Raw genomic sequence first — 19,168 nt, forward strand, 5'->3', positions numbered from 1 at the left:
CAGAACCTTGAATTACGAGTGTGCAAAGATAGTGATTTTTAAGAGAGTTTCATAATAAAAAAATCTGTCAGTATTCTGACAGATTTAAAAGGCTTAGGTTCACCAGGTGTTTTATGGATTGTCTCCTGTGGCATTCTGAGCCAGCGGAACATCATTAGGTGCTTCCTGTAAAGTTTTATCTAAAGTAAATAAAGATTCGTCAGTAGCTCTGTCGCCGCCTGCGATTTTCAGTTTATCAATTAAATTCTGAGCTAATGTTTCTTCTTCAATCTGTTCCTGTACAAACCATTGCATAAAATTCCAGGTAGCCCAATCTTTTTCCTCCATAGAAAGGTCTACAATTCTGTAAATAGCGGTGGTATTGTCAACTTCATGTTTAAATACACCATCAAAGCAAGCGGTAAGACTGTCCGGATCTGCAGGAGGAGCAGGAATAGCATCTACTTTTGGTTTTCCACCTCTGTTTAAGATGTATTCCATGAATTTTATGGAATGATTTCTCTCTTCCTGAGCATGGCGGTAAAGGAAGTTTGCAATCCCCTGATAACCTTTGTCATCAGCCCAGATTCCATACGATAAAAAAACGTGTGAAGCATGAATTTCCTTGTTCATCTGGTCACTAAGTGCTTTTTCCATGTTGGTGGAAAGTCTTTTAGTATTCATAATGTTATATTTTGGTGATTATGGAATTAATCATGCAAAAACAGTTCCGATAAAGTTCTTATTATACTTAAAAACACATCTGCAATCCAGAAACAATACTGATTATCAATGATTTAAATTAATAATTTATAGTTATTCTAAAATAAAAACCAGCTCTAGAGAACTGGTTTTTACATTTATTATTGAGATTGCTTCATTTAAAGGTTCACAATGACATATTGGGAGCAGATTTTTAATCCAACTATTTAATTTTTCGAGCTGTATAATCACTTTCATTCCCTAATCTGTCGATGGCTTTGATTGCGACTGCATTCAATTTTTTTCCGTCTTTAGATTTAGGAATTTCTTTTGAAAGGGTATCCAGCGTTAAAATTTCTGTTTGCCATACACCGTTATATTGAGTGAAAAGTACCCATAAAAATACATCAGCGACATTTTTTGTGCTCCAGCTTGTCTGAGCAAAGCTTCCATTATCAGCAATAAACAAAGTAGGAGTTTGCAATGGAACTGTTTTGATCCATGGAGATTTCGGAACTAACGCTTTTTCATTATATGGCCCGGTTTTCAAAGCAGGAAGCATATTGGGGTTTCTGGTCAATCCGGCAATGCTCCAATGAATTTCTCCGGCATCATTTTTAAGGATATTTCTGGAAATAGCGATCTGATTTTTGATTTCGGCAGGACGGTCTGATACTTTAATCTCAACAGTATTCAACCCTGGCCAAAGGTGGCGGTTCATTGTATTTTCAGATTGCCACCAGCTTAACAAGGCTTCAAAGCTTTGTCCTTTGGAATCTACCGGCCAGTACAACTGTGGTGAGAAATAATCTACCCAACCTTTATTTAACCAAAGTTTAGCATCTGCATACAGTTCGTCATACTGAGAAGACCCTACAATTCCTGCAGGATATCCGGGTTTCCAAATTCCAAACGGGCTGATTCCAAATCTTACACTATTTTTTTCTGCGTGAATTTCTTTATAGATACGTTCTACAAATTTATTCACATTATCTCTTCTCCAGTCTGCTCTGGATAAAGTTCCTCCACTGCTAACATAGGCGCTCCAACTTGCATTATCAGGAAAATCCGCACCTTTATTATAGGTAGCATAAGGATAGAAATAATCGTCGAAATGCACAGCATCAATATCATATCTTTTTACAATATCTTTCACCACATTGGACACATGGCCTTGCGTTTTCGGATTAGCCGGATCAAACCAGTACATTCCGTTCTTTAATCTTACTACAATATCAGACAGCTTATTGGCCATCGACAGGTTATTAACAGCTCCGCCATTCGTATGGTGTGCACGGTAAGGATTTAACCAGACATGCAATTCCAGCCCTCTTTTATGAGCTTCTTCAATCCAGAACTGAAGCGGATCATAGTTTGGATATGGAGACTTTCCTGTTTCTCCGGTCAGAAAGTAAGACCATGGTTCGATATTACTTGTATAAAGTGCATCTGCGGAAGGTCTGATCTGGAAAATAGCGGCGTTGAAATTATTGTCTTTCAGCATATCAAGCATACTAATAGCCTCTGCTTTCTGCTGTTCCACCGTGAGATCATTTCTTGAAGGCCAGTTGATATTGGCAACACTGGCAATCCATGCTCCTCGGAATTCTCTTTTGATTTCCGGAAGATTGGTTCTGAAGTTTTCTTCCGTTGAAGCTGCTGTTCCTGTTGTAGGTTTTGTAGCTGTTGGATTTACTTTTGGAGGATTTGTATTGTTGGTTGGTTTTGTCGGATTCTTTGTGGAAGGTGTTTTTACAACATTGTTCTGAACGGAACATGAGGTAGTGTAAGAGGCAAAAAAGCCCAGTAAAACGATAAGTTTTAATTTATTCATTCTCATAGTCACAAAACTACATTAAAATTTATTTTTATTCTTAGAGATTATTATGCCAAAATAAGCATTTTAATGGGTTGGCATAGAAAAAAAGCCCCGAAAATCGAGGCTTTATTATATTTTAAGAATTTTAGATTATGCTTTCGCTCCTCTTTCAACTCTTTTTCTTTCTTCTTCAGAAAGGATTTTCTTTCTCATTCTGATGAAGTTTGGAGTAACCTCGATAGCTTCATCACCCTGGATGTATTCCATACATTCTTCCAGAGAGAATAAGATTTTTGGAGCAACACCAGTATCTTTATCTTTTCCAGAAGCTCTCATGTTATTCAACTGTTTTGCTTCAACGATGTTTACTACTAAGTCACCAGGTTTGTTTTGTTCACCGATGATCATTCCTGTGTAGATTTCCTCACCCGGATCAACGAAAAACTTACCTCTATCCTGTAGTTTAGCAATAGAATATTCTGTAGCAGGACCTGTAGTTTTGCTGATCAGAACCCCATTGTTTCTTCCTGGGATAGCACCTTTGAAAGGCTTATATTCTGTGAAACGGTGTGCCATGATAGCTTCACCTGCAGTAGCTGTCAACATCTGAGAACGTAATCCGATCAAACCTCTTGAAGGAATTTCGAATTCCATGTGCTGCATTTCACCTTTAGTTTCCATGATGTGAAGGTCACCTTTTCTCTGAGTTGCCAGGTCGATAACTCTTGAAGCAAATTCTTCAGGAACATCAACAACTAAAGATTCATAAGGCTCACATTTCTCACCGTCAATTTCTTTGAAGATAACCTGCGGCTGACCAATTGTCATTTCGTACCCTTCTCTTCTCATTGTTTCGATCAAAACAGATAAGTGAAGGATCCCTCTACCAAATACCAGGAATGTGTTTGCATCATCAGTCTGTTGAACTCTTAATGCAAGGTTTTTCTCTAATTCTTTAGTTAATCTTTCTTTAAGGTGGTTTGAAGTTACATATTTACCATCTTTACCGAAGAAAGGTGAGTTGTTGATAGAGAACGTCATGTTCAACGTAGGTTCGTCAATTGCCGTTCTTTCCAATGGCTCAGGATTTTCAAGATCAACGAAAGAATCACCAATCTGGAAAGCATCAAAACCTACTACAGCACAGATATCTCCTGCTTTTACTTCAGTTACTTTTTTCTTTCCTAATCCTTCAAAAACGTAAAGTTCTTTTACTTTTCCTTTTACAATTTTACCTTCTGCCTGAGCAAGACCGATCCATTGAGATTCTTTGATCTCACCTCTTGTCACTTTCCCGATGGCAATTCTTCCTAAGAAAGAAGAGAAGTCAAGAGAAGTAATCTGCATCTGAAGATTTCCTTCTGTTACTTTCGGTTCAGGAACATATTGTAAAATACCGTCTAATAATGGTAAGATATCTTCAGTTTGCTCTAATGAAGTGTTGAACCATCCTTGTTTTGAAGATCCATAGAACGTAGGGAAATCCAATTGCTCTTCTGTAGCTTCAAGGTTGAAGAATAAATCAAATACTTTATCATGAACTTCGTCAGGACGGCAGTTTGGCTTATCTACTTTGTTGATAACCACTAATGGTCTCAATCCTAATTCCAATGCTTTCTGAAGTACGAATCTTGTTTGTGGCATTGGTCCTTCGAACGCATCCACTAACAAAATAACCCCATCAGCCATTTTCAATACTCTTTCTACTTCTCCACCAAAATCGGCGTGACCAGGAGTATCAATTACGTTAATTTTTGTGTCTTTATAAGTAACAGAAATATTCTTGGATAAGATGGTGATCCCTCTTTCTCTTTCAAGATCGTTGTTATCCATAATTAACTCCCCACTCTCCTGATTTTCTCTGAAAATGTTGGTAGCGTGAATGATCTTGTCAACCAAAGTCGTCTTTCCGTGGTCAACGTGTGCGATAATCGCAATATTTCTAATGTTTTGCATAAAAGATTTTTACGGGTGCAAAAGTAGTGATTTTTAATGAAAAAATATTTAGTTATCTAAATATTTAATAATTTGTTTAAAATACTTATTTACAAGACAATAAAAAAAGAGTGTCGAAAAACACTCTTTAAGTTATTTATACACAAGCTTGTATTTCGCATGGATCTATTACCGGCGGTTCTCCGCAGATGATATCAAATTCTGCACAATTACTGGAGAATCCGGTTGCCCATCCCCATCTTACAGCACATGTATCGGCATCTTTGCATCTTACCATTCCTTTAATGATTCCTCCCTGAACTGATTTCATTTCAGTTCTGGAAATTTTTCTAAGATTTCTCATGTTATTTTGTTTATGTGTTATTAGCATGATAAAAATATAAAAAAAACATAACAATTAATATGTTATTCAAATATTTAACATTTCGAAAAACTATTTTTAACATTCACAATCAATGCCTTATCAACCTGCAAAACACGACAAGGTCAATTAAAACAACCAGTATAAATTTCATGAGAAAAGACTTTTTAGAAACTTTATGATTGAATAGAATCATTCCGGAAGCGGCTCCTAAAATTCCACCTAAAAGAGAGAGGACCAAAAGAGTGTTTTCTGAAATTCTCCATTGATGTTTTTGGGCTTGCCATTTATCAAAACCAAAGACGCCAAAAGTAATCAGATTGGCTATAAGGAGAAAAGGAATCATTCTAAAATTAATTTGCAGCAAAAGTAAAGCTTAATTTGTACATAGAACAACTCTAAAATCTACATCCATTTACCATGTTGGTGTATTATCAGAATAAGATTTTTTAAATTTGTCCTTCTTAAAAACAATTCAATGACAGTACAGGATCTTGCAGGAAGCTATTCAATTGAGGGAAGTAATCAGGAAGAATCTTCCCATCCATCTTATCATGGGATATTAACCTTAACTATTGATGAAAACAACCGTATTATTGCCCAATGGATGATTGGTGACCATCAGCAAAATGGAACAGGGTTTTATAAAGACCAAATTTTAGTGATTAATTTCAACTATGAAGGAGAAGACGATAAAATCTATAAAGGAGTTGCTGTATATCGCTGTCTGAGTAAGGACATACTGGATGGATTCTGGTCTGAGAAGCACGGGAATCCTTTATATCTGGGAAGTGAATATTGTGTAAGAATCCTGAATTCCAAGATTGTAAATTAGTTCCTTTATCCATTTAAGGAAAAAATCCAAATAAAAAGAGCTGTCTTCATGAAGACAGCTCTGGTAGTTATTAAAGTTTAAATAACTTATTTTTTAGCTTTTACGTCGATTGCAATCTCGATATCTTTGCTGATCATCCATTCTGCAGGATCTGCTTCAGAAGTACCGAATTTAAGCCCCCAATCTGCTCTGTTTACAGTAAATTTAGCCTGAATCGCTGCTGAATTTTCAGCTACTTCTACTTTCGCAGGGAAAGTAACATTCATTGTTTTTCCTGATAAAGTAAGGTTTCCGCTTACTGTTTTATTAGCACCAGCTACTGCATCTTTTGGCGCTTCTTTCAAATCTGCAACACTTGTAATTTTGAAATCTGAAGTAGGGTTTTTCGCTACATCAAAGAAATCAGGATTTTTAAGGTGAGCTTCAAGATCAGCCGGTTTTTTATCTTTTTCTGTTACTGAAGCCGGATCTACTTTGATAGAGGTCATATCAATCACAAAGTTTCCTGCAGAAACCTGACCTGCATCAACACTGATATCTCCAGACTTCACCGTAAGTGTTCCCCAACGAGGTGCCATTCCTCCTTTGTGGAAAGCTTTCCAGTTTACTACTGAGCCTACTGTATCTACTGCCAATGTTTCTCCTTTGCTCTCTGCTACAGTTTGTTCCTGAGCCGTAGCTGCTGTTTCTGCTGTTTTTCCTTTATCACATGATGCCAAAAGCAAACCTACTCCTACTAATGCAATTACGCTAATTTTTTTCATATTGAACTGTTTTAAAAAAGTTTATTGAAATTTTGTTGTTTTCGGGTACAAAAATAGAAAAACCTATTTGGAGGAGCCTTAACATACATCAAGAAATGTGGTATTTTGATATTATTTACAATCATAGATCCATTTACGATATACATCCCATCTGTATTGAGAATCATAACTACTGGAGAATTCCGTATCCTTTTGAGTTCCATTCCTGGAGCATTCAACGGAATTATCTTTCTGTGGGTTTCCTTTAACCACCCATCCTGTATCAGAGTAATCAGTATAAGTACCATCATTCCCGTTTTTTAAAATCACGGTCCGTCCATATTCCTGTACTGTGCAATTGCACTTTTTAGGCTCTTCATATTCTGTAACTGTACAAGATATTATAAAAGAAAAACAGATGAATAGTATAAATATTTTTCTCATGTTTATTATTGCGGTTATTAGGTTTTAGCAAAGCATAAATAAGTAAATATTTAAACATTATCATATATCAAACAAAAAATTAAATATTAGTTTTCTATTATTTAAGATTAAATTAATAAATATCCACAATAACTCTTCGATACACCATCAAAATATTAAAAAAAATTAGTGTTTTTGTTTTTTCAGTTGAATTTATTTTTTTCTGTTTTAATTTATTACAAAAAATGTAATTTTACCGCCTCGTACAAAAACACAAACTTTCATACAAACATGTCAAAAAAACTAATAACTGCACTTGCAATAAGCACAATGTATTGCATCAACGCACAAACAAAAGCTGAAGAAGCAATTAAAACTCTTGAACAAAAATATCCTCAGGAAAAAATACATTTATTATTGAATAAAAACAGTTTTGTTGCAGGAGATAATTTATGGTTTAAAGCTTTCGTATTTGATGGATATACTACCACAAACACATCAAGTTCTCTATTTATAGAACTGTATGACAAAAATAAGAATCAAATTAGTAAAAAACTTTTTCCATTAATAAATGGAGAAGGAAATGGAAGCATTTCTTTACCGGATTCTTTAAAGGAAGATATATATTACGTCAGAGCCTATACCACCTGGATGGCAAACTTTAGTGAAGATTTTCAGCTCGTAAAGCCTATTCCCATATACAATCCCACTTCTCCCGAAAAATTAACCGCAAACAACGATTCCCATTGGACAGCCTCTGTGCATCCTGAAAGTGGAAGCTTCATAGATGGAATCAACACCAAATTTGCTGTAAGACTACAATCAAATGGAGAAGCTCCTTCCAACTGGGAAGGCTATATAACCGATACAGACAATCCAAATGTAAAGATTTCAACATTCAAAGGGCTGGACCAAAATGTTGGTTTATTCAGCCTTACCCCAAAGAGTGGAAAAAAATATCAATTGATAGTTCAGGATAGTCAGGGACAAACTCAAAACATTTCTCTTCCAGATGTTTCGCCATCAGGAATCAACCTTCAAGTAACCAGCGATAAAAATCATCTTACTTATTCCTTACAATCAAAGAACCTACCGGAGAGCTCAAAATATTTTAAAATTATAGGAACAATGGCCAATCAATTGGTCTATAAAGCCAAGATTAGCAAGATTTCAAATGATACTCAATACCCTATTTCTTACAATCAACTTGTTAATGGTATTTTACAGCTCACAGTTTTTGATGATAAAGAGAATATTATAGCAAGCAGGTTGTCTTTTGTACAACCACAGTCTTTACAAGTCAAAAAGCCCGCCTTAGAATCTATTTCTTTAAGTAACAGCCCTCGGGGGAAAAGTTCATTTGATATTTCTAAAAATTCAAATCACCCTAATTATACCGTATTAATAACTGATTCAGGGGTTGGTAACACAGAAGAAGATCAGAATTTGCTAAGCTCTTTTTGGCTTACCGGAGATATTACCTCAAAAATCACCAAACCCGCTCAGTATTTCTCTCCCCGTTCTAATACAGATGCATTGGATGCCCTTCTAATTTCAGAAAAATGGAAAAGATTTGACTGGCAATCTATAATGTCTGGAAACTACCCTGTTATTAAATATGAGCCACAAAACTTTCTTTCTTATAAAGGAAAGATCAATGTTCAGGGAAAACCTTCTCCTAATACAGATTTAAATTTAATTTTTGACACCAACTCAGGTCCTCAGATCTTTCAGATAAAATCTGACAGCAATGGTTTTTTTACATTGAACAATCTGCTTTTTGAAGATTCAATGAAATTTTCTTATCAATTAAACACCAAACAGACTGACCCTAATTATACTGTTTTTTTTCAGCCTAGTTATGAGTTTATTCCTTATCAAAAGAAACTACCTTTAACACCCTATCAATTAACACCTCGATCTGCTAACGAACAACCTTCTAATGAAGTTACCAGAGCTATTACAGCCCTTAATACTCAAAAAGCCATCAGCGATAAAGTTATCAATATTGCAGAGGTAAAATTAAAGGGAGAATTAAAGGATAAAACAAAAAAATTAAATAAGCAATTAAGTAGTTCTCTTTTCACAAGTATTAACGAAAGCGTCTTTGATTTTGTTAACAATCCAAATCTCCAAGGTTCAACCAATATCTTGCAGTGGTTGCAGGGTAAAGTTGCCGGTCTTAATGTTCAATTCCAAAATGGAGACTATATACCTTACATCAGAGGAAGTGCAGCCGGTGTATTCCTAGACGAGGTAAATGTTGACCCTGGACAAATATCTAGTTTACCTATGTCTGAAATTGCTATGGTAAAAGTAAGCAAAGGGTCTATTGTAGGAGTTTTTGGAGGAGAATTAGGTATTATTGCAATTTATACCAAAAGAAGTGGTCCTTCAGGAAAAACAATCGATAAAAGTTTACCTTCACAGTTAAGAAAAATAACATTAAACGGATATAATAAAGAGATTCCTTTTGACAATCCTGTTTATGAAAATGACAGTTTTAAGAGTATTCCACAGGACACCAGAAGTATTCTTTACTGGAATCCTTATTTAGAAGATCAATCTCCAGAACCTTCAAACATCCAGTTTTACAACAATGATGATGCTAAGAAATATAAAATCATTATAATGGGATATGATAAAAATAGTGAAACTCCTCTTTATTATAATGAAGTTCTGCCTTAATTAATTTAAAAATTATCATACAGCCTGATTACATTTTCTGTAATCAGGCTTTTTTTTATATTTCAATTTCATTTTTTCCATTCCAAAACCCTATTTTAGCTATCCGAAAACAGAACAATGACGACCGTAGAATTTATACAGAAACAGCTCAATATTTCTGAAAAGAGAATCAACAATACTTTACAATTATTATCCGAAGACTGTACCATTCCTTTTATTTCCCGTTACCGAAAAGATAAAACCGGAAATCTTGATGAAACACAAATCGAACAGATCTCAAAAATCAGCAAGCAATTTGATGACATTGTCAAGAGAAAAGAATCTATCTTAAAATCAATAGAAGAACAGAATGCATTGACTCCTGAACTTCAACAGAGAATAGAAGAAAGCTTTGATATCCAGGAGCTGGAAGACCTTTATCTGCCTTTTAAAAAACGTAAGAAAACCAAAGCTGATACGGCCAAGGAAAAAGGACTGGAACCTTTAGCTAAAATCATTATGAGCCAGAAAAGTAATGACATTCAGTTTCTGGCTTCAAAATACCTGAATAATGATGTTGCTTCTGAAGAAGAAGCCTTACAGGGAGCGAGAGACATCATGGCAGAATGGATTAACGAAAACATGTATGTTCGTAAGAACCTTCGCAGACTATTTCAGCGCAAAGCAGTAGTTACCTCCAAGGTTGTAAAAGCTAAAAAAGATGAAGAAGAAGCCCAGAAATTCTCTCAATATTTTGAATGGGAAGAAAGCCTTAGCAGAACACCTTCTCACAGACTTTTAGCCATGCTCAGAGCTGAAGCAGAAGGTTTTGTAAAAACAAATGTAGGAATAGACAAGGAAGAAGCCATTGATTTTATTGAAAAAGCCATTATCAAATCTAATAATGAAAGTTCTGAACAAATTGCACTAGCCATAAAAGATAGTTATAAAAGACTTCTGGAACCCGCTATTTCCAATGAAGCCCTACAGGAAGCTAAAGAAAAAGCAGATAAAAAAGCCATTGAAATTTTCTCTGAGAACTTAAGCCAACTCCTTCTCGCCCCGCCTTTAGGAGAAAAGAGGATTCTGGCAATAGATCCCGGATACCGAAGCGGATGCAAAGTAGTATGTCTGGATGAAAAGGGAGATTTATTACACAACGAAACCCTCTACCCTCACGCTCCACAGAATGAAAGTGGAATGGCCATGAAAAAGATCCGTTCCATGGTGAATGCTTATAATATCGAAGCTATTTCTATTGGTAACGGAACAGCAAGCCGTGAAACAGAATTCTTTATCAAAAAAATTGCTTTTGATAAACCTTTACAGGTTTTTGTAGTTTCAGAAGCAGGAGCATCTGTTTATTCTGCAAGTAAAATTGCAAGAGATGAATTCCCGTCGTATGATGTAACGGTGCGTGGGGCAGTTTCTATCGGAAGAAGACTTTCCGATCCGCTGGCGGAATTGGTAAAAATTGACGCCAAATCCATCGGGGTTGGACAGTATCAGCATGATGTAGATCAGACTCAGCTGAAAAATGAACTGGATTCCACCGTAATGAAATGTGTAAACTCTGTGGGAATTAACTTAAATACCGCCAGCAAATCACTCTTAAGTTATGTTTCCGGAATTGGAGAAAAAATGGCAGAAAACATTGTGAATTACCGTACTGAAAACGGTGCTTTTGAAGATAGAAAACAGCTTAAAAAAGTTCCAAGACTTGGAGAAAAAGCTTTCCAGCAAGCCGCTGCTTTTGTAAGAATCACAAATTCCACAAACCCATTAGACAACTCTGCCGTACACCCTGAAGCTTATGGAATTGTAGAGAAAATGGCAAAAGATTTAGGCATTAAAACTAATGAACTGATAGCCAATAAAGAAAAAATAGCACTGGTAAAACCCGAGAACTATATTACAGGTGAAGTTGGAATCTTAGGAATCAAGGATATTTTAAAAGAACTTGAAAAACCAGGATTAGATCCCAGAAAAGCAGCAAAAGTATTTGAATTCGACCCGAATGTTAAAAGTATTAAAGATTTAAAAGCAGGGATGATTCTGCCGGGAATTGTCAATAATATTACCGCTTTTGGGTGTTTCGTGGATCTTGGAATCAAAGAAAGCGGACTAGTTCATATTTCCCAGCTGAAAGAAGGATTTGTATCCGATGTCAACGAGGTAGTAAAACTTCATCAACATGTTCGTGTAAAAGTAACGGAAGTGGATGAGGCAAGAAAAAGAGTCCAGCTGAGTATGATTTTGTAATTTTAAATATTACCCTATTTAAATTTAAACCACAAATTAATCATTTTGAAAACAAAGAATCTAATCTTCGATCTGGATGGAACATTATGGGATTCCAGAGCTACAATCATCAAAATATGGAATGAGGTATTGGGCAAACATCAGTTGATCAAAAAAGCCCTGAAACCAGAAGACATGGATCAGTATATGGGACTGTTAGCCCACGATATTGTAAAAGATATTATTCCCGGCATTTCGGATCTGCAAACCAAAGAAATCCTTTCTGAAATTGTAGCCGAAGAAAATAAAACACTTCACTTACAAGGTGGGATTTTATACGATGGAGTAGAAAACACTTTAAAGAATCTAGCCAACACTTATTCCCTTTTCATAGTGAGTAACTGTCAGGATGGCTACATTGAATCATTTTTAGATTATTATCAATTCAATGATCTGTTTGTTGATTTTGAGTCTCACGGACGAACCCAAAAGCCAAAGTCTGAAAACATAAAGCTTCTTATGGAAAGAAATCAACTATCCACAGATGATTCCGTATACATTGGTGATACCCAAACCGATTATGATTCAGCAGATTCCAACCAATTACCATTTATTTTCTGTAAATATGGATTTGGAAAGCTTACTGATCCTCTGTATGAACCTGAAATCCTCACCTTTTCACAGCTGGAATTTTATATTTCCAGTGACACAAAATAAATAGCATAAAATAAAAGGTTTCTTTTAAGAGAAGCCTTTTATTCATACTTACCAAACTGTAAATAGTGATCGCCTATCATAGAATTGATAATTGGTGCTGGTTTTATTTCTAAAGCTTTGTGTAAATAAAGTAGTGAAGAATCAATTGAACTGGCAGTTTTTAATAGGCTGATTAAATACCATACAACAAAACATTATTAACAGTGAAATAAATAAAACTAAAATTTCATTGTAAAATTGACTTATATAGAATTTGCTTTTTAAATCAGTTGCGATCCTGTAACAAAAATACATTCATATAATATAACTTTAACACCAACCGAAAACCATTTTATCAATACCAAAGGTGCTTTATTTACCCCTATAAAAAACTGATGTACTTTTGATGTATCTATTATTTTGCTTGGTTTATATATCAAATCTAAATTTACAGCAAGAAAATTTCTACAGGATAAGTTTGACACATGAGCATAAAAACCTTATTCATTTAAGAATCTGGTAAGAAAATAAGAAAACCTATTTAAAGCTTTTAGTCCTTCCTGTATCATGAAAAAAAATCTAGCGCATTTTTAATAACAAAATCAGTTTTCATTTTTGATTTTATAGAGATCTATAATACTGATCAAAGTTGCTACTCCCGTTTTTCGGGAGTTTTTTTGATCCATATACATTTGATAAAAAATGATGTACTTATGCTGTATGACTATTTGATTAGAAGCGAATAATCAGTGCTAAATTTGAACAAAAGAATTAATATCAACTGTATACCATTGAGTAAAATATTCATTAACATTCGGAGCTGCTTTTTCTTTAACCAGACAAAAAGAGGTTCTAAGACTTTTACTTTTTTTGAAAAAATTTAATCATATAAAAAACACCTTTTATTTTGAACTTTAAAAAAATACATATTGGCAGTATTATTAAAGCTAAGTTTCTGGAAGAAGCATTGGATATGCAGAGAGCATGTAGTTTTATGAAATGTACCGAATCTGAAATTGAACAAATGTTCCTTGAAAATGATCTGACAACAGATAAATTATTAAGATGGAGCAAACTGTTAGAATATGATTTTTTCAGAGCCTACTCACAGCACCTTATACTCTTTTCGCCTCCTAAAAAGGAATTTCCTGCTAATGCTTCCCATAAAAAAACATCTTGTTTACCTGAGTTTAGGAAAAATATCTACACCAAGGAAATCATAGAATTTATTCTGGAACAAATTGAAACAGGAAAAAAAACAAAGCTAGAAATAATAAATGATTATAAAATACCAAAAACCACATTATATAAATGGATAGCGAAGTATAGTGATGGAAATAATTAATTTATCAATTTAATTTTACCATAATTAATTTTATAGTTCTAATTGCAAAATTACCCGGCTATAAAAATACAGTACAGGAAATAAAGAAGTATATAACAAAAAATAGACTAATTTTTTAGTCTATTTCCTGTATTTGGATTTATTTTTCAAATAAATCAAAGCATAAAAAATCATAATTTCTCTATTTCAATCGCTTTAAAGACATTTGCGTAATGGGGCCAGACCCTGTAGACCCTGAGCTTAAATACTTAACCATTACATTCTCTGTATTATAAGCCCTGAATGAATATGTATGAGAAGCCAACATAGGAATAGAATTAAGCAGCGTATAGGTTTGCAAACTCCCCGTTGTTGCTGTATACAGGTCATTAACATGGGCAACCCATTTATCAGATGTATCATCCCAGATCCCTATCACAGGAGTGTGCATTCATTGTTATCTGGTACACACCGTCGGCAGATACTCTAAATGAATTACTTGTTGTAGAACCCGTATACTGGTTTTACAGCAAACATACGTCATAAAAAAAACAATTATAAAACCTTAAAAAACAAAGCATATAACTTTTTAAAGATACAATTACACCTACCTTACACATCCTTCTCTCCTAATTATCAGAAAGATTTTTAAAGAAAAAATACAGATCTATATCTGACGAGATATTCATTTTTTTCCTGAGTCTATGCTTTTTATTTTGCACAGACCGATGCTCCACAAAAGTATACTGTGCAATTTCTTTTGATGAAAACCCTAACCATATCATTGTACAAAAACTTAAATCAGATTTTGATAAATTAGAATTTATGGTAAGTAACTTCTTAATAAAGCATGGATATATTTCCTGAAATTTGTTAAGAAAATTAGGGTCATTTTTTTTAGCCAGTTCAATAATGTAATCACAGGAATTATTGAGTTTTTCTTTTAAAACACTCGCTTCAAATTCTTTTTGACTTATTATAATTTTGTTTTTTTGGTATAAGATATACGCAATACATAGAATAACTATAAGGCAGACAACCACAATATTGTAAATGAAAAAAATATTATTCTTTGAAATATTCTCAGATTCTTTTTCTTTTAAAGTTTCGCCCACAGAAATATTAATACTTTCATTACAAATTCTGTTTAAACTGTCTTTTAGCTTTGTATACTTATTAAGATATTCTTTTTCTTTCTCTTCATCATTTAAAATCCGATAAGTATTAGCTATTGTTTTGTACAACTGAGGAATATTATAGACCCTCTTTGTTTTTTCCAGAATGGAAACAGATTTCCCATAGTACACCAATGCTTTCGCGTAATTATTCTTTTTACAAAATAAATTACCGTAGTAGTAATAAGTCTGCCCTCTCTGAATATTCCAGTAATTCATTTTACGCAATAATTTTAATGCATTATTCAAATAGTATGAAGATGAGTCTGTGTCTTTTTTATAAACCATGTAATGATCTGCTATCAACGAATTGATTACCGGACTTGATTTTATTTTCAATGCTTTATGCAAATAGATCAATGAAGAATCATTTTGGTGGATATCATGCAAAAAATCCGCCCTATTAGCATAAACAGCAGATAACACTTCTTTTTCATACTGCTTAGAAAGCATCCTTCCATAATAAATAGATTGTGAGTTGTATTTCAACGCCTTTACATACAAACCAATAACATAATTAAGCTGCCCATATTCCTGATAAAGTCTTGCAGATAAATAAGCATTATTAATTTTTTTTATTTTCTCTTCCGCTTTCTGTAAATAGCAAAAAGAATGTTTATAGTCTCCTATGGTAGCACAAATATTAGCAATATTGATGTAACCTAAAATCTCTCCTTTTAAATAGTTTTGATTTCTGGAAATAACAATATAATTTTGATTTAAAGAAATTAATTCTTTTTTTTGTCCTCTTATTCTGAGTTTCTCGGATTTAATTATTAATGCATTGTCTATTTGCTCCGGAGTATAGGTCTGAGAATATAAAACAGTAAAAATAGACGAATGGGTAAATACCATCATTAAAAATTGAAATATTCTTTTTATGCTCACTATGATCATACTATATATTCAATTATAGTTCTGTCGATGTTAGATTGAATTGATAAGGAAATAACTCCAGTTATTCTTTTATTTTATGAAAAATTGGTTTTAGGATAAACAGAGCCAATACATTTCCTTTGAGGGGTAAATACAATAGATATAGGTTTTCCATCTGCTTCTATTGTTATTGAAGTCCAAAAAATATAATCAAACTCTACGTGTGAAGTAATTAATCTTTCTGCAAAATCTCTTTTATCGTAGGCATTCTTAATAAAATAATTCCTGGCTGATTTATAAGAAATATTTTTTTGAGGAGTATTTACAGCACACAAGAAAGTGATTATAATACTCATTAAAATGATAATTTTTTTTTTCATTTTTCTATGATTAAGCATAAAAGTTATACTAATGAACGTTCTATTGAGTATTAATCCCCACTTGGGAATACATGCTACACAAACACTATACGAACCTGGTTTTCTCCATATTGTTTTTTGTTTTTTAGGTTCGTACCAAAAGTATAAAATAAGTATCCCGAACTCTCAAATACCACATACATCATAGATACAGCATCACAAAACACACATGTTTTCAATCAAATAGATCCAGCCTATATTAAAAAAGGAAGAGATTCACATTAGACTATAATTTAACTTTTTTTGATTTTTAGCAAAAGATGTACACCTGATGTATTCAAAATTTTGCAGTGTATAGAACAAAAAATATAATTTTACACAAAACACAAACTACATACTTCTTATTAGCTTAGCATGCTGTTTTGCTAGTATTAAGGATCAAATACTAGAGTTGTAAACCACATAAAGAATAAAACTCTATGTAAGATTTTAAAAAAATAGTCTTACCATATTATTTTAAAATTTTAAAGTATTCTTACAATTTATTAGAGATCCCTCGTTCTTTAATTAATTTATAAACTCTAGTATTTATTATGTTTCAACTGCAGCTCCTACATAGGGCTATAAAATAAAAAATAAACATCAATATAATACAAATGGACAATCCAAGACAACCTCATTCAAATACTCCGGATTACAAAAAGATTTACAGTGATCTTGTTGACCTGAAATATCCGGAGAAAAAGCATGAATGTGCAAAAATTTTATCGAAGAAAAATCTATCAGCGTTTGATGTAATAGAAATCAATAGGATCATATTTAGTTATAATCAGAACATTAAGTCTAATCAGTCCCATCGTTCTTACAATAAGGAAACGATATTCAAAATTCTTGAATATCAAAAAAAGAATTATCTTAATAATACGCAGCTTGCCCTACATTTTAAATTAAGTCGTAACACCGTTGCGAAATGGAAAACTTTATTCAGTATTTAATCAATTCACACTCATATACCGTTATTATGAAATTTATCTGTATTTAAAAATATTATACTTTTTATTTTAAGAATATATTTTATACAGAGGATAAAAGAATATTATCTCTTTCTTATTTAGATAGTAAGGAATATTCCATTTCTTAGGAAATTCATAATAAAAAATGCCATCATTGGCTAAAACATATATTATTCAACTAGATAAATAAATGTTTTTAGCCAATAACGGCAAAAAAAGAATAGGATAAATTATAGGGCTTTACTGTTATATATTCAGAGAAATTTAAAATTATCCTGAATTAATATCTCTGTTCCACCCCATATATCTAATCTTTTATCTGTTTCAAATAAAGAATACCTATTTGTAATCTTTAGAACTTCTTCTAGGTTCTTTTACTTCCGACCATTTTACGACCTCTCCTTTTTCATCCCGAGGCATTACTCTTTTTTCCCTGTCGCTGAATTCAGGATCTTCGGAAGCCATATAGGCTAATGCTGCCGTTAAAATCACATTATTTTTTACTTCATCAAAAACGATCTTGTCATAAGTATCTTTCGTTGTATGCCACGTATATCCGAAATATCCCCAGTTCAGAGAACCTAAAGAAATTCCGGGTACTCCTGCTGCCACAAATGAAGCATGGTCAGAACCTCCTCCGCCAGGCATCCCCGGAAAGTCAGTTTTGATATGGCTTCTTACTGCTTTGGGAACACCGTCAAGCCATCTTCCTACGTAATCATAAGCTTTTACAAATCCCTGACCGCTGATGTTCACAACACGTCCGGTTCCATTATCCTGATTAAAAGCAGCCTGTACCCCTTTAATAATCTGAGGATTATCCATTACGAAACCTCTCGATCCGTTTAATCCCTGCTCTTCGCTTCCCCAAAGCCCGATTACAATAGTTCTTTTATTATTCGGATAATATTTCTTCAGAATCCTCATTGTTTCGAGCATGGTGATTGTTCCGGTTCCATTATCCGTAGCTCCCTGCGCTCCATCCCATGAGTCAAGGTGAGCTGAAAGGATCACATATTCATCCGGTTTTTCCTTTCCTTTGATCATTCCGATTGTATTGAAGCTTTTGGCTTCAGGAAGTATTTTGGATTGAGCATCAATTTTTATTTTAGGCTGAGTTCCTTTTTCTGCCATTCTGTAAAGCATTCCATAGTCTTCCACATCGATATCGATCATTGGAATTTTACTAGTTTTCGCTCCGAATATTCTGTTAGCTCCCATGATACCAGTCCAGTTTGAAATGACAATACCTGCCGCTCCAGCTTTCTCTAAAGCTTCAGGAAGACTGTTGTTATCATAACCGACATTCTTTATATAAGCAGCAAAATCTTTGGCAGCCTGTTCTTTTTCCGCTTTAAGCTTTTCATACAATTCAGGTGTTGCAAATTCTTTGATTTGTTCATCAGAACGACCGATTTTCTGGTACTGTGCCATCAGCACAATTTTTCCTTTCGCGGAAGGAAGCCACTGGTCAAATTCAGCTTTAGAAGACACTTTTGGAAGGATAATCACTTCGGCTTCAATTGCTTTTTTAGTAGCCGGACTCCATGCAAGTTGTGTTGCTGAAAGAGATTTTACACGAGGATATGTCATATCAACATGAGTCGTTCCTCTCTGCCATCCTTTCCATGTTCCGAATTGTTGAAGATTAGCCTCTATTCCCCAAGAACGAAGTTTATTGGCACTCCATTCGTTTGCCTGTAGCATTTCGGGAGTTCCTACAAGACGGGGGCCGATCCCATCTAGCAGCTCCGACGCAAGGTTTTCCAGCTGGGAATTATTATTTACTTCATCTACAAAACTTTTTACGATAGGGTTAAGCCTTTCTTTTGGGTCAACCTTTACCTGAGCCCATGAAAACTGGGCAGCCAGCACTACTGCAGGAACTGCAAAAAATCTATTTATCCTCATACTATTTATTGATTGGTTTAAAGATAAAAGAAATTAGGGAGATAGTGAAGGATTAAGCCTAAAAAAGAGGTTTTTCAATTATATTATC

Annotated in this window: 17 protein-coding genes; 6 read left to right on the forward strand and 11 right to left on the reverse strand. The window is 34.0% G+C overall.

Features of this window, described 5'->3' with window-relative positions; all coding sequences use genetic code 11:
* Positions 1 to 111: 111 nt before the first annotated feature.
* The 5 genes from BUE84_RS13005 to BUE84_RS13025 all read right to left on the reverse strand — a co-directional run bounded on the left by BUE84_RS13005 (position 112) and on the right by BUE84_RS13025 (position 5,163).
* The gene (locus tag BUE84_RS13005; RefSeq protein ID WP_079241978.1) at positions 112 to 663 is read right to left on the reverse strand and encodes a ferritin; all 552 of its coding nucleotides are present in this window, start codon (positions 661 to 663) and stop codon (positions 112 to 114) included.
* A gap of 241 nt (positions 664 to 904) precedes the next feature.
* The gene (locus BUE84_RS13010; RefSeq protein WP_079241979.1) at positions 905 to 2,521 is read right to left on the reverse strand and encodes a family 10 glycosylhydrolase; all 1,617 of its coding nucleotides are present in this window, start codon (positions 2,519 to 2,521) and stop codon (positions 905 to 907) included.
* A 129-nt stretch (positions 2,522 to 2,650) separates the two neighbouring features.
* Positions 2,651 to 4,456, reverse strand: a complete 1,806-nt coding sequence (gene typA / locus BUE84_RS13015; RefSeq protein WP_079241980.1) for a translational GTPase TypA — start codon at positions 4,454 to 4,456, stop codon at positions 2,651 to 2,653.
* Between the two features lie 136 nt (positions 4,457 to 4,592).
* On the reverse strand, positions 4,593 to 4,799 hold the full coding sequence (locus BUE84_RS13020; RefSeq protein ID WP_079241981.1) for a bacteriocin-like protein: 207 nt from the start codon (positions 4,797 to 4,799) through the stop codon (positions 4,593 to 4,595).
* Between the two features lie 109 nt (positions 4,800 to 4,908).
* A complete protein-coding gene (locus BUE84_RS13025; protein WP_079241982.1) occupies positions 4,909 to 5,163 on the reverse strand; it encodes a DUF1294 domain-containing protein in 255 nt (84 codons plus the stop codon).
* Between the two features lie 132 nt (positions 5,164 to 5,295).
* Between BUE84_RS13025 and BUE84_RS13030 the strand changes: the two genes are divergently transcribed.
* A complete protein-coding gene (locus tag BUE84_RS13030; RefSeq protein WP_079241983.1) occupies positions 5,296 to 5,652 on the forward strand; it encodes a hypothetical protein in 357 nt (118 codons plus the stop codon).
* Between the two features lie 86 nt (positions 5,653 to 5,738).
* Here BUE84_RS13030 and BUE84_RS13035 read toward each other — a convergent pair whose 3' ends face one another.
* Both BUE84_RS13035 and BUE84_RS13040 read right to left on the reverse strand, forming a co-directional pair.
* Positions 5,739 to 6,416, reverse strand: coding sequence for a YceI family protein (locus tag BUE84_RS13035; protein ID WP_079241984.1), 678 nt, complete (start codon positions 6,414 to 6,416; stop codon positions 5,739 to 5,741).
* Between the two features lie 111 nt (positions 6,417 to 6,527).
* The gene (locus BUE84_RS13040) at positions 6,528 to 6,839 is read right to left on the reverse strand and encodes a hypothetical protein (RefSeq protein WP_079241985.1); all 312 of its coding nucleotides are present in this window, start codon (positions 6,837 to 6,839) and stop codon (positions 6,528 to 6,530) included.
* Positions 6,840 to 7,109: 270 nt separating this feature from the next.
* Here BUE84_RS13040 and BUE84_RS13045 point away from each other — a divergent pair, with 270 nt between their 5' ends.
* The 4 genes from BUE84_RS13045 (at position 7,110) to BUE84_RS13060 (ending at position 13,767) form a co-directional block, all read left to right on the forward strand.
* Positions 7,110 to 9,506, forward strand: a complete 2,397-nt coding sequence (locus BUE84_RS13045; protein WP_079241986.1) for a hypothetical protein — start codon at positions 7,110 to 7,112, stop codon at positions 9,504 to 9,506.
* A gap of 117 nt (positions 9,507 to 9,623) precedes the next feature.
* The gene (locus BUE84_RS13050; protein ID WP_079241987.1) at positions 9,624 to 11,747 is read left to right on the forward strand and encodes a Tex family protein; all 2,124 of its coding nucleotides are present in this window, start codon (positions 9,624 to 9,626) and stop codon (positions 11,745 to 11,747) included.
* A 45-nt stretch (positions 11,748 to 11,792) separates the two neighbouring features.
* Positions 11,793 to 12,443: an HAD family hydrolase gene (locus BUE84_RS13055; protein ID WP_158521359.1), complete on the forward strand. Its 651-nt coding sequence runs from the start codon at positions 11,793 to 11,795 to the stop codon at positions 12,441 to 12,443.
* Between the two features lie 886 nt (positions 12,444 to 13,329).
* Positions 13,330 to 13,767 carry a transposase gene (locus BUE84_RS13060; protein WP_079241989.1) on the forward strand — a complete coding sequence of 146 codons (438 nt, stop codon included), beginning with the start codon at positions 13,330 to 13,332 and terminating at the stop codon, positions 13,765 to 13,767.
* A 181-nt stretch (positions 13,768 to 13,948) separates the two neighbouring features.
* Here BUE84_RS13060 and BUE84_RS13065 read toward each other — a convergent pair whose 3' ends face one another.
* The 3 genes from BUE84_RS13065 to BUE84_RS13075 all read right to left on the reverse strand — a co-directional run bounded on the left by BUE84_RS13065 (position 13,949) and on the right by BUE84_RS13075 (position 16,177).
* On the reverse strand, positions 13,949 to 14,197 hold the full coding sequence (locus BUE84_RS13065; protein ID WP_079241990.1) for a hypothetical protein: 249 nt from the start codon (positions 14,195 to 14,197) through the stop codon (positions 13,949 to 13,951).
* Between the two features lie 178 nt (positions 14,198 to 14,375).
* Entirely contained in the window at positions 14,376 to 15,779 is a 1,404-nt protein-coding gene (locus BUE84_RS13070; protein ID WP_158521360.1) for a tetratricopeptide repeat protein, read from the reverse strand.
* Positions 15,780 to 15,892: 113 nt separating this feature from the next.
* On the reverse strand, positions 15,893 to 16,177 hold the full coding sequence (locus BUE84_RS13075; protein ID WP_079241992.1) for a hypothetical protein: 285 nt from the start codon (positions 16,175 to 16,177) through the stop codon (positions 15,893 to 15,895).
* 635 nt (positions 16,178 to 16,812) lie between these two features.
* On the opposite strand from BUE84_RS13075, the gene BUE84_RS13080 reads away from it, so the two are divergent.
* Complete coding sequence (locus tag BUE84_RS13080; RefSeq protein ID WP_079241993.1) at positions 16,813 to 17,151, forward strand: transposase; 339 nt, start codon at positions 16,813 to 16,815, stop codon at positions 17,149 to 17,151.
* Between the two features lie 357 nt (positions 17,152 to 17,508).
* Here BUE84_RS13080 and BUE84_RS13085 read toward each other — a convergent pair whose 3' ends face one another.
* Complete coding sequence (locus BUE84_RS13085) at positions 17,509 to 19,080, reverse strand: M28 family peptidase (protein ID WP_079241994.1); 1,572 nt, start codon at positions 19,078 to 19,080, stop codon at positions 17,509 to 17,511.
* Between the last annotated feature and the right edge of the window lie 88 nt (positions 19,081 to 19,168).

Origin of the sequence: Chryseobacterium indologenes (assembly GCF_002025665.1) — a bacterium.
GTDB classification, from domain to species: domain Bacteria; phylum Bacteroidota; class Bacteroidia; order Flavobacteriales; family Weeksellaceae; genus Chryseobacterium; species Chryseobacterium metallicongregator.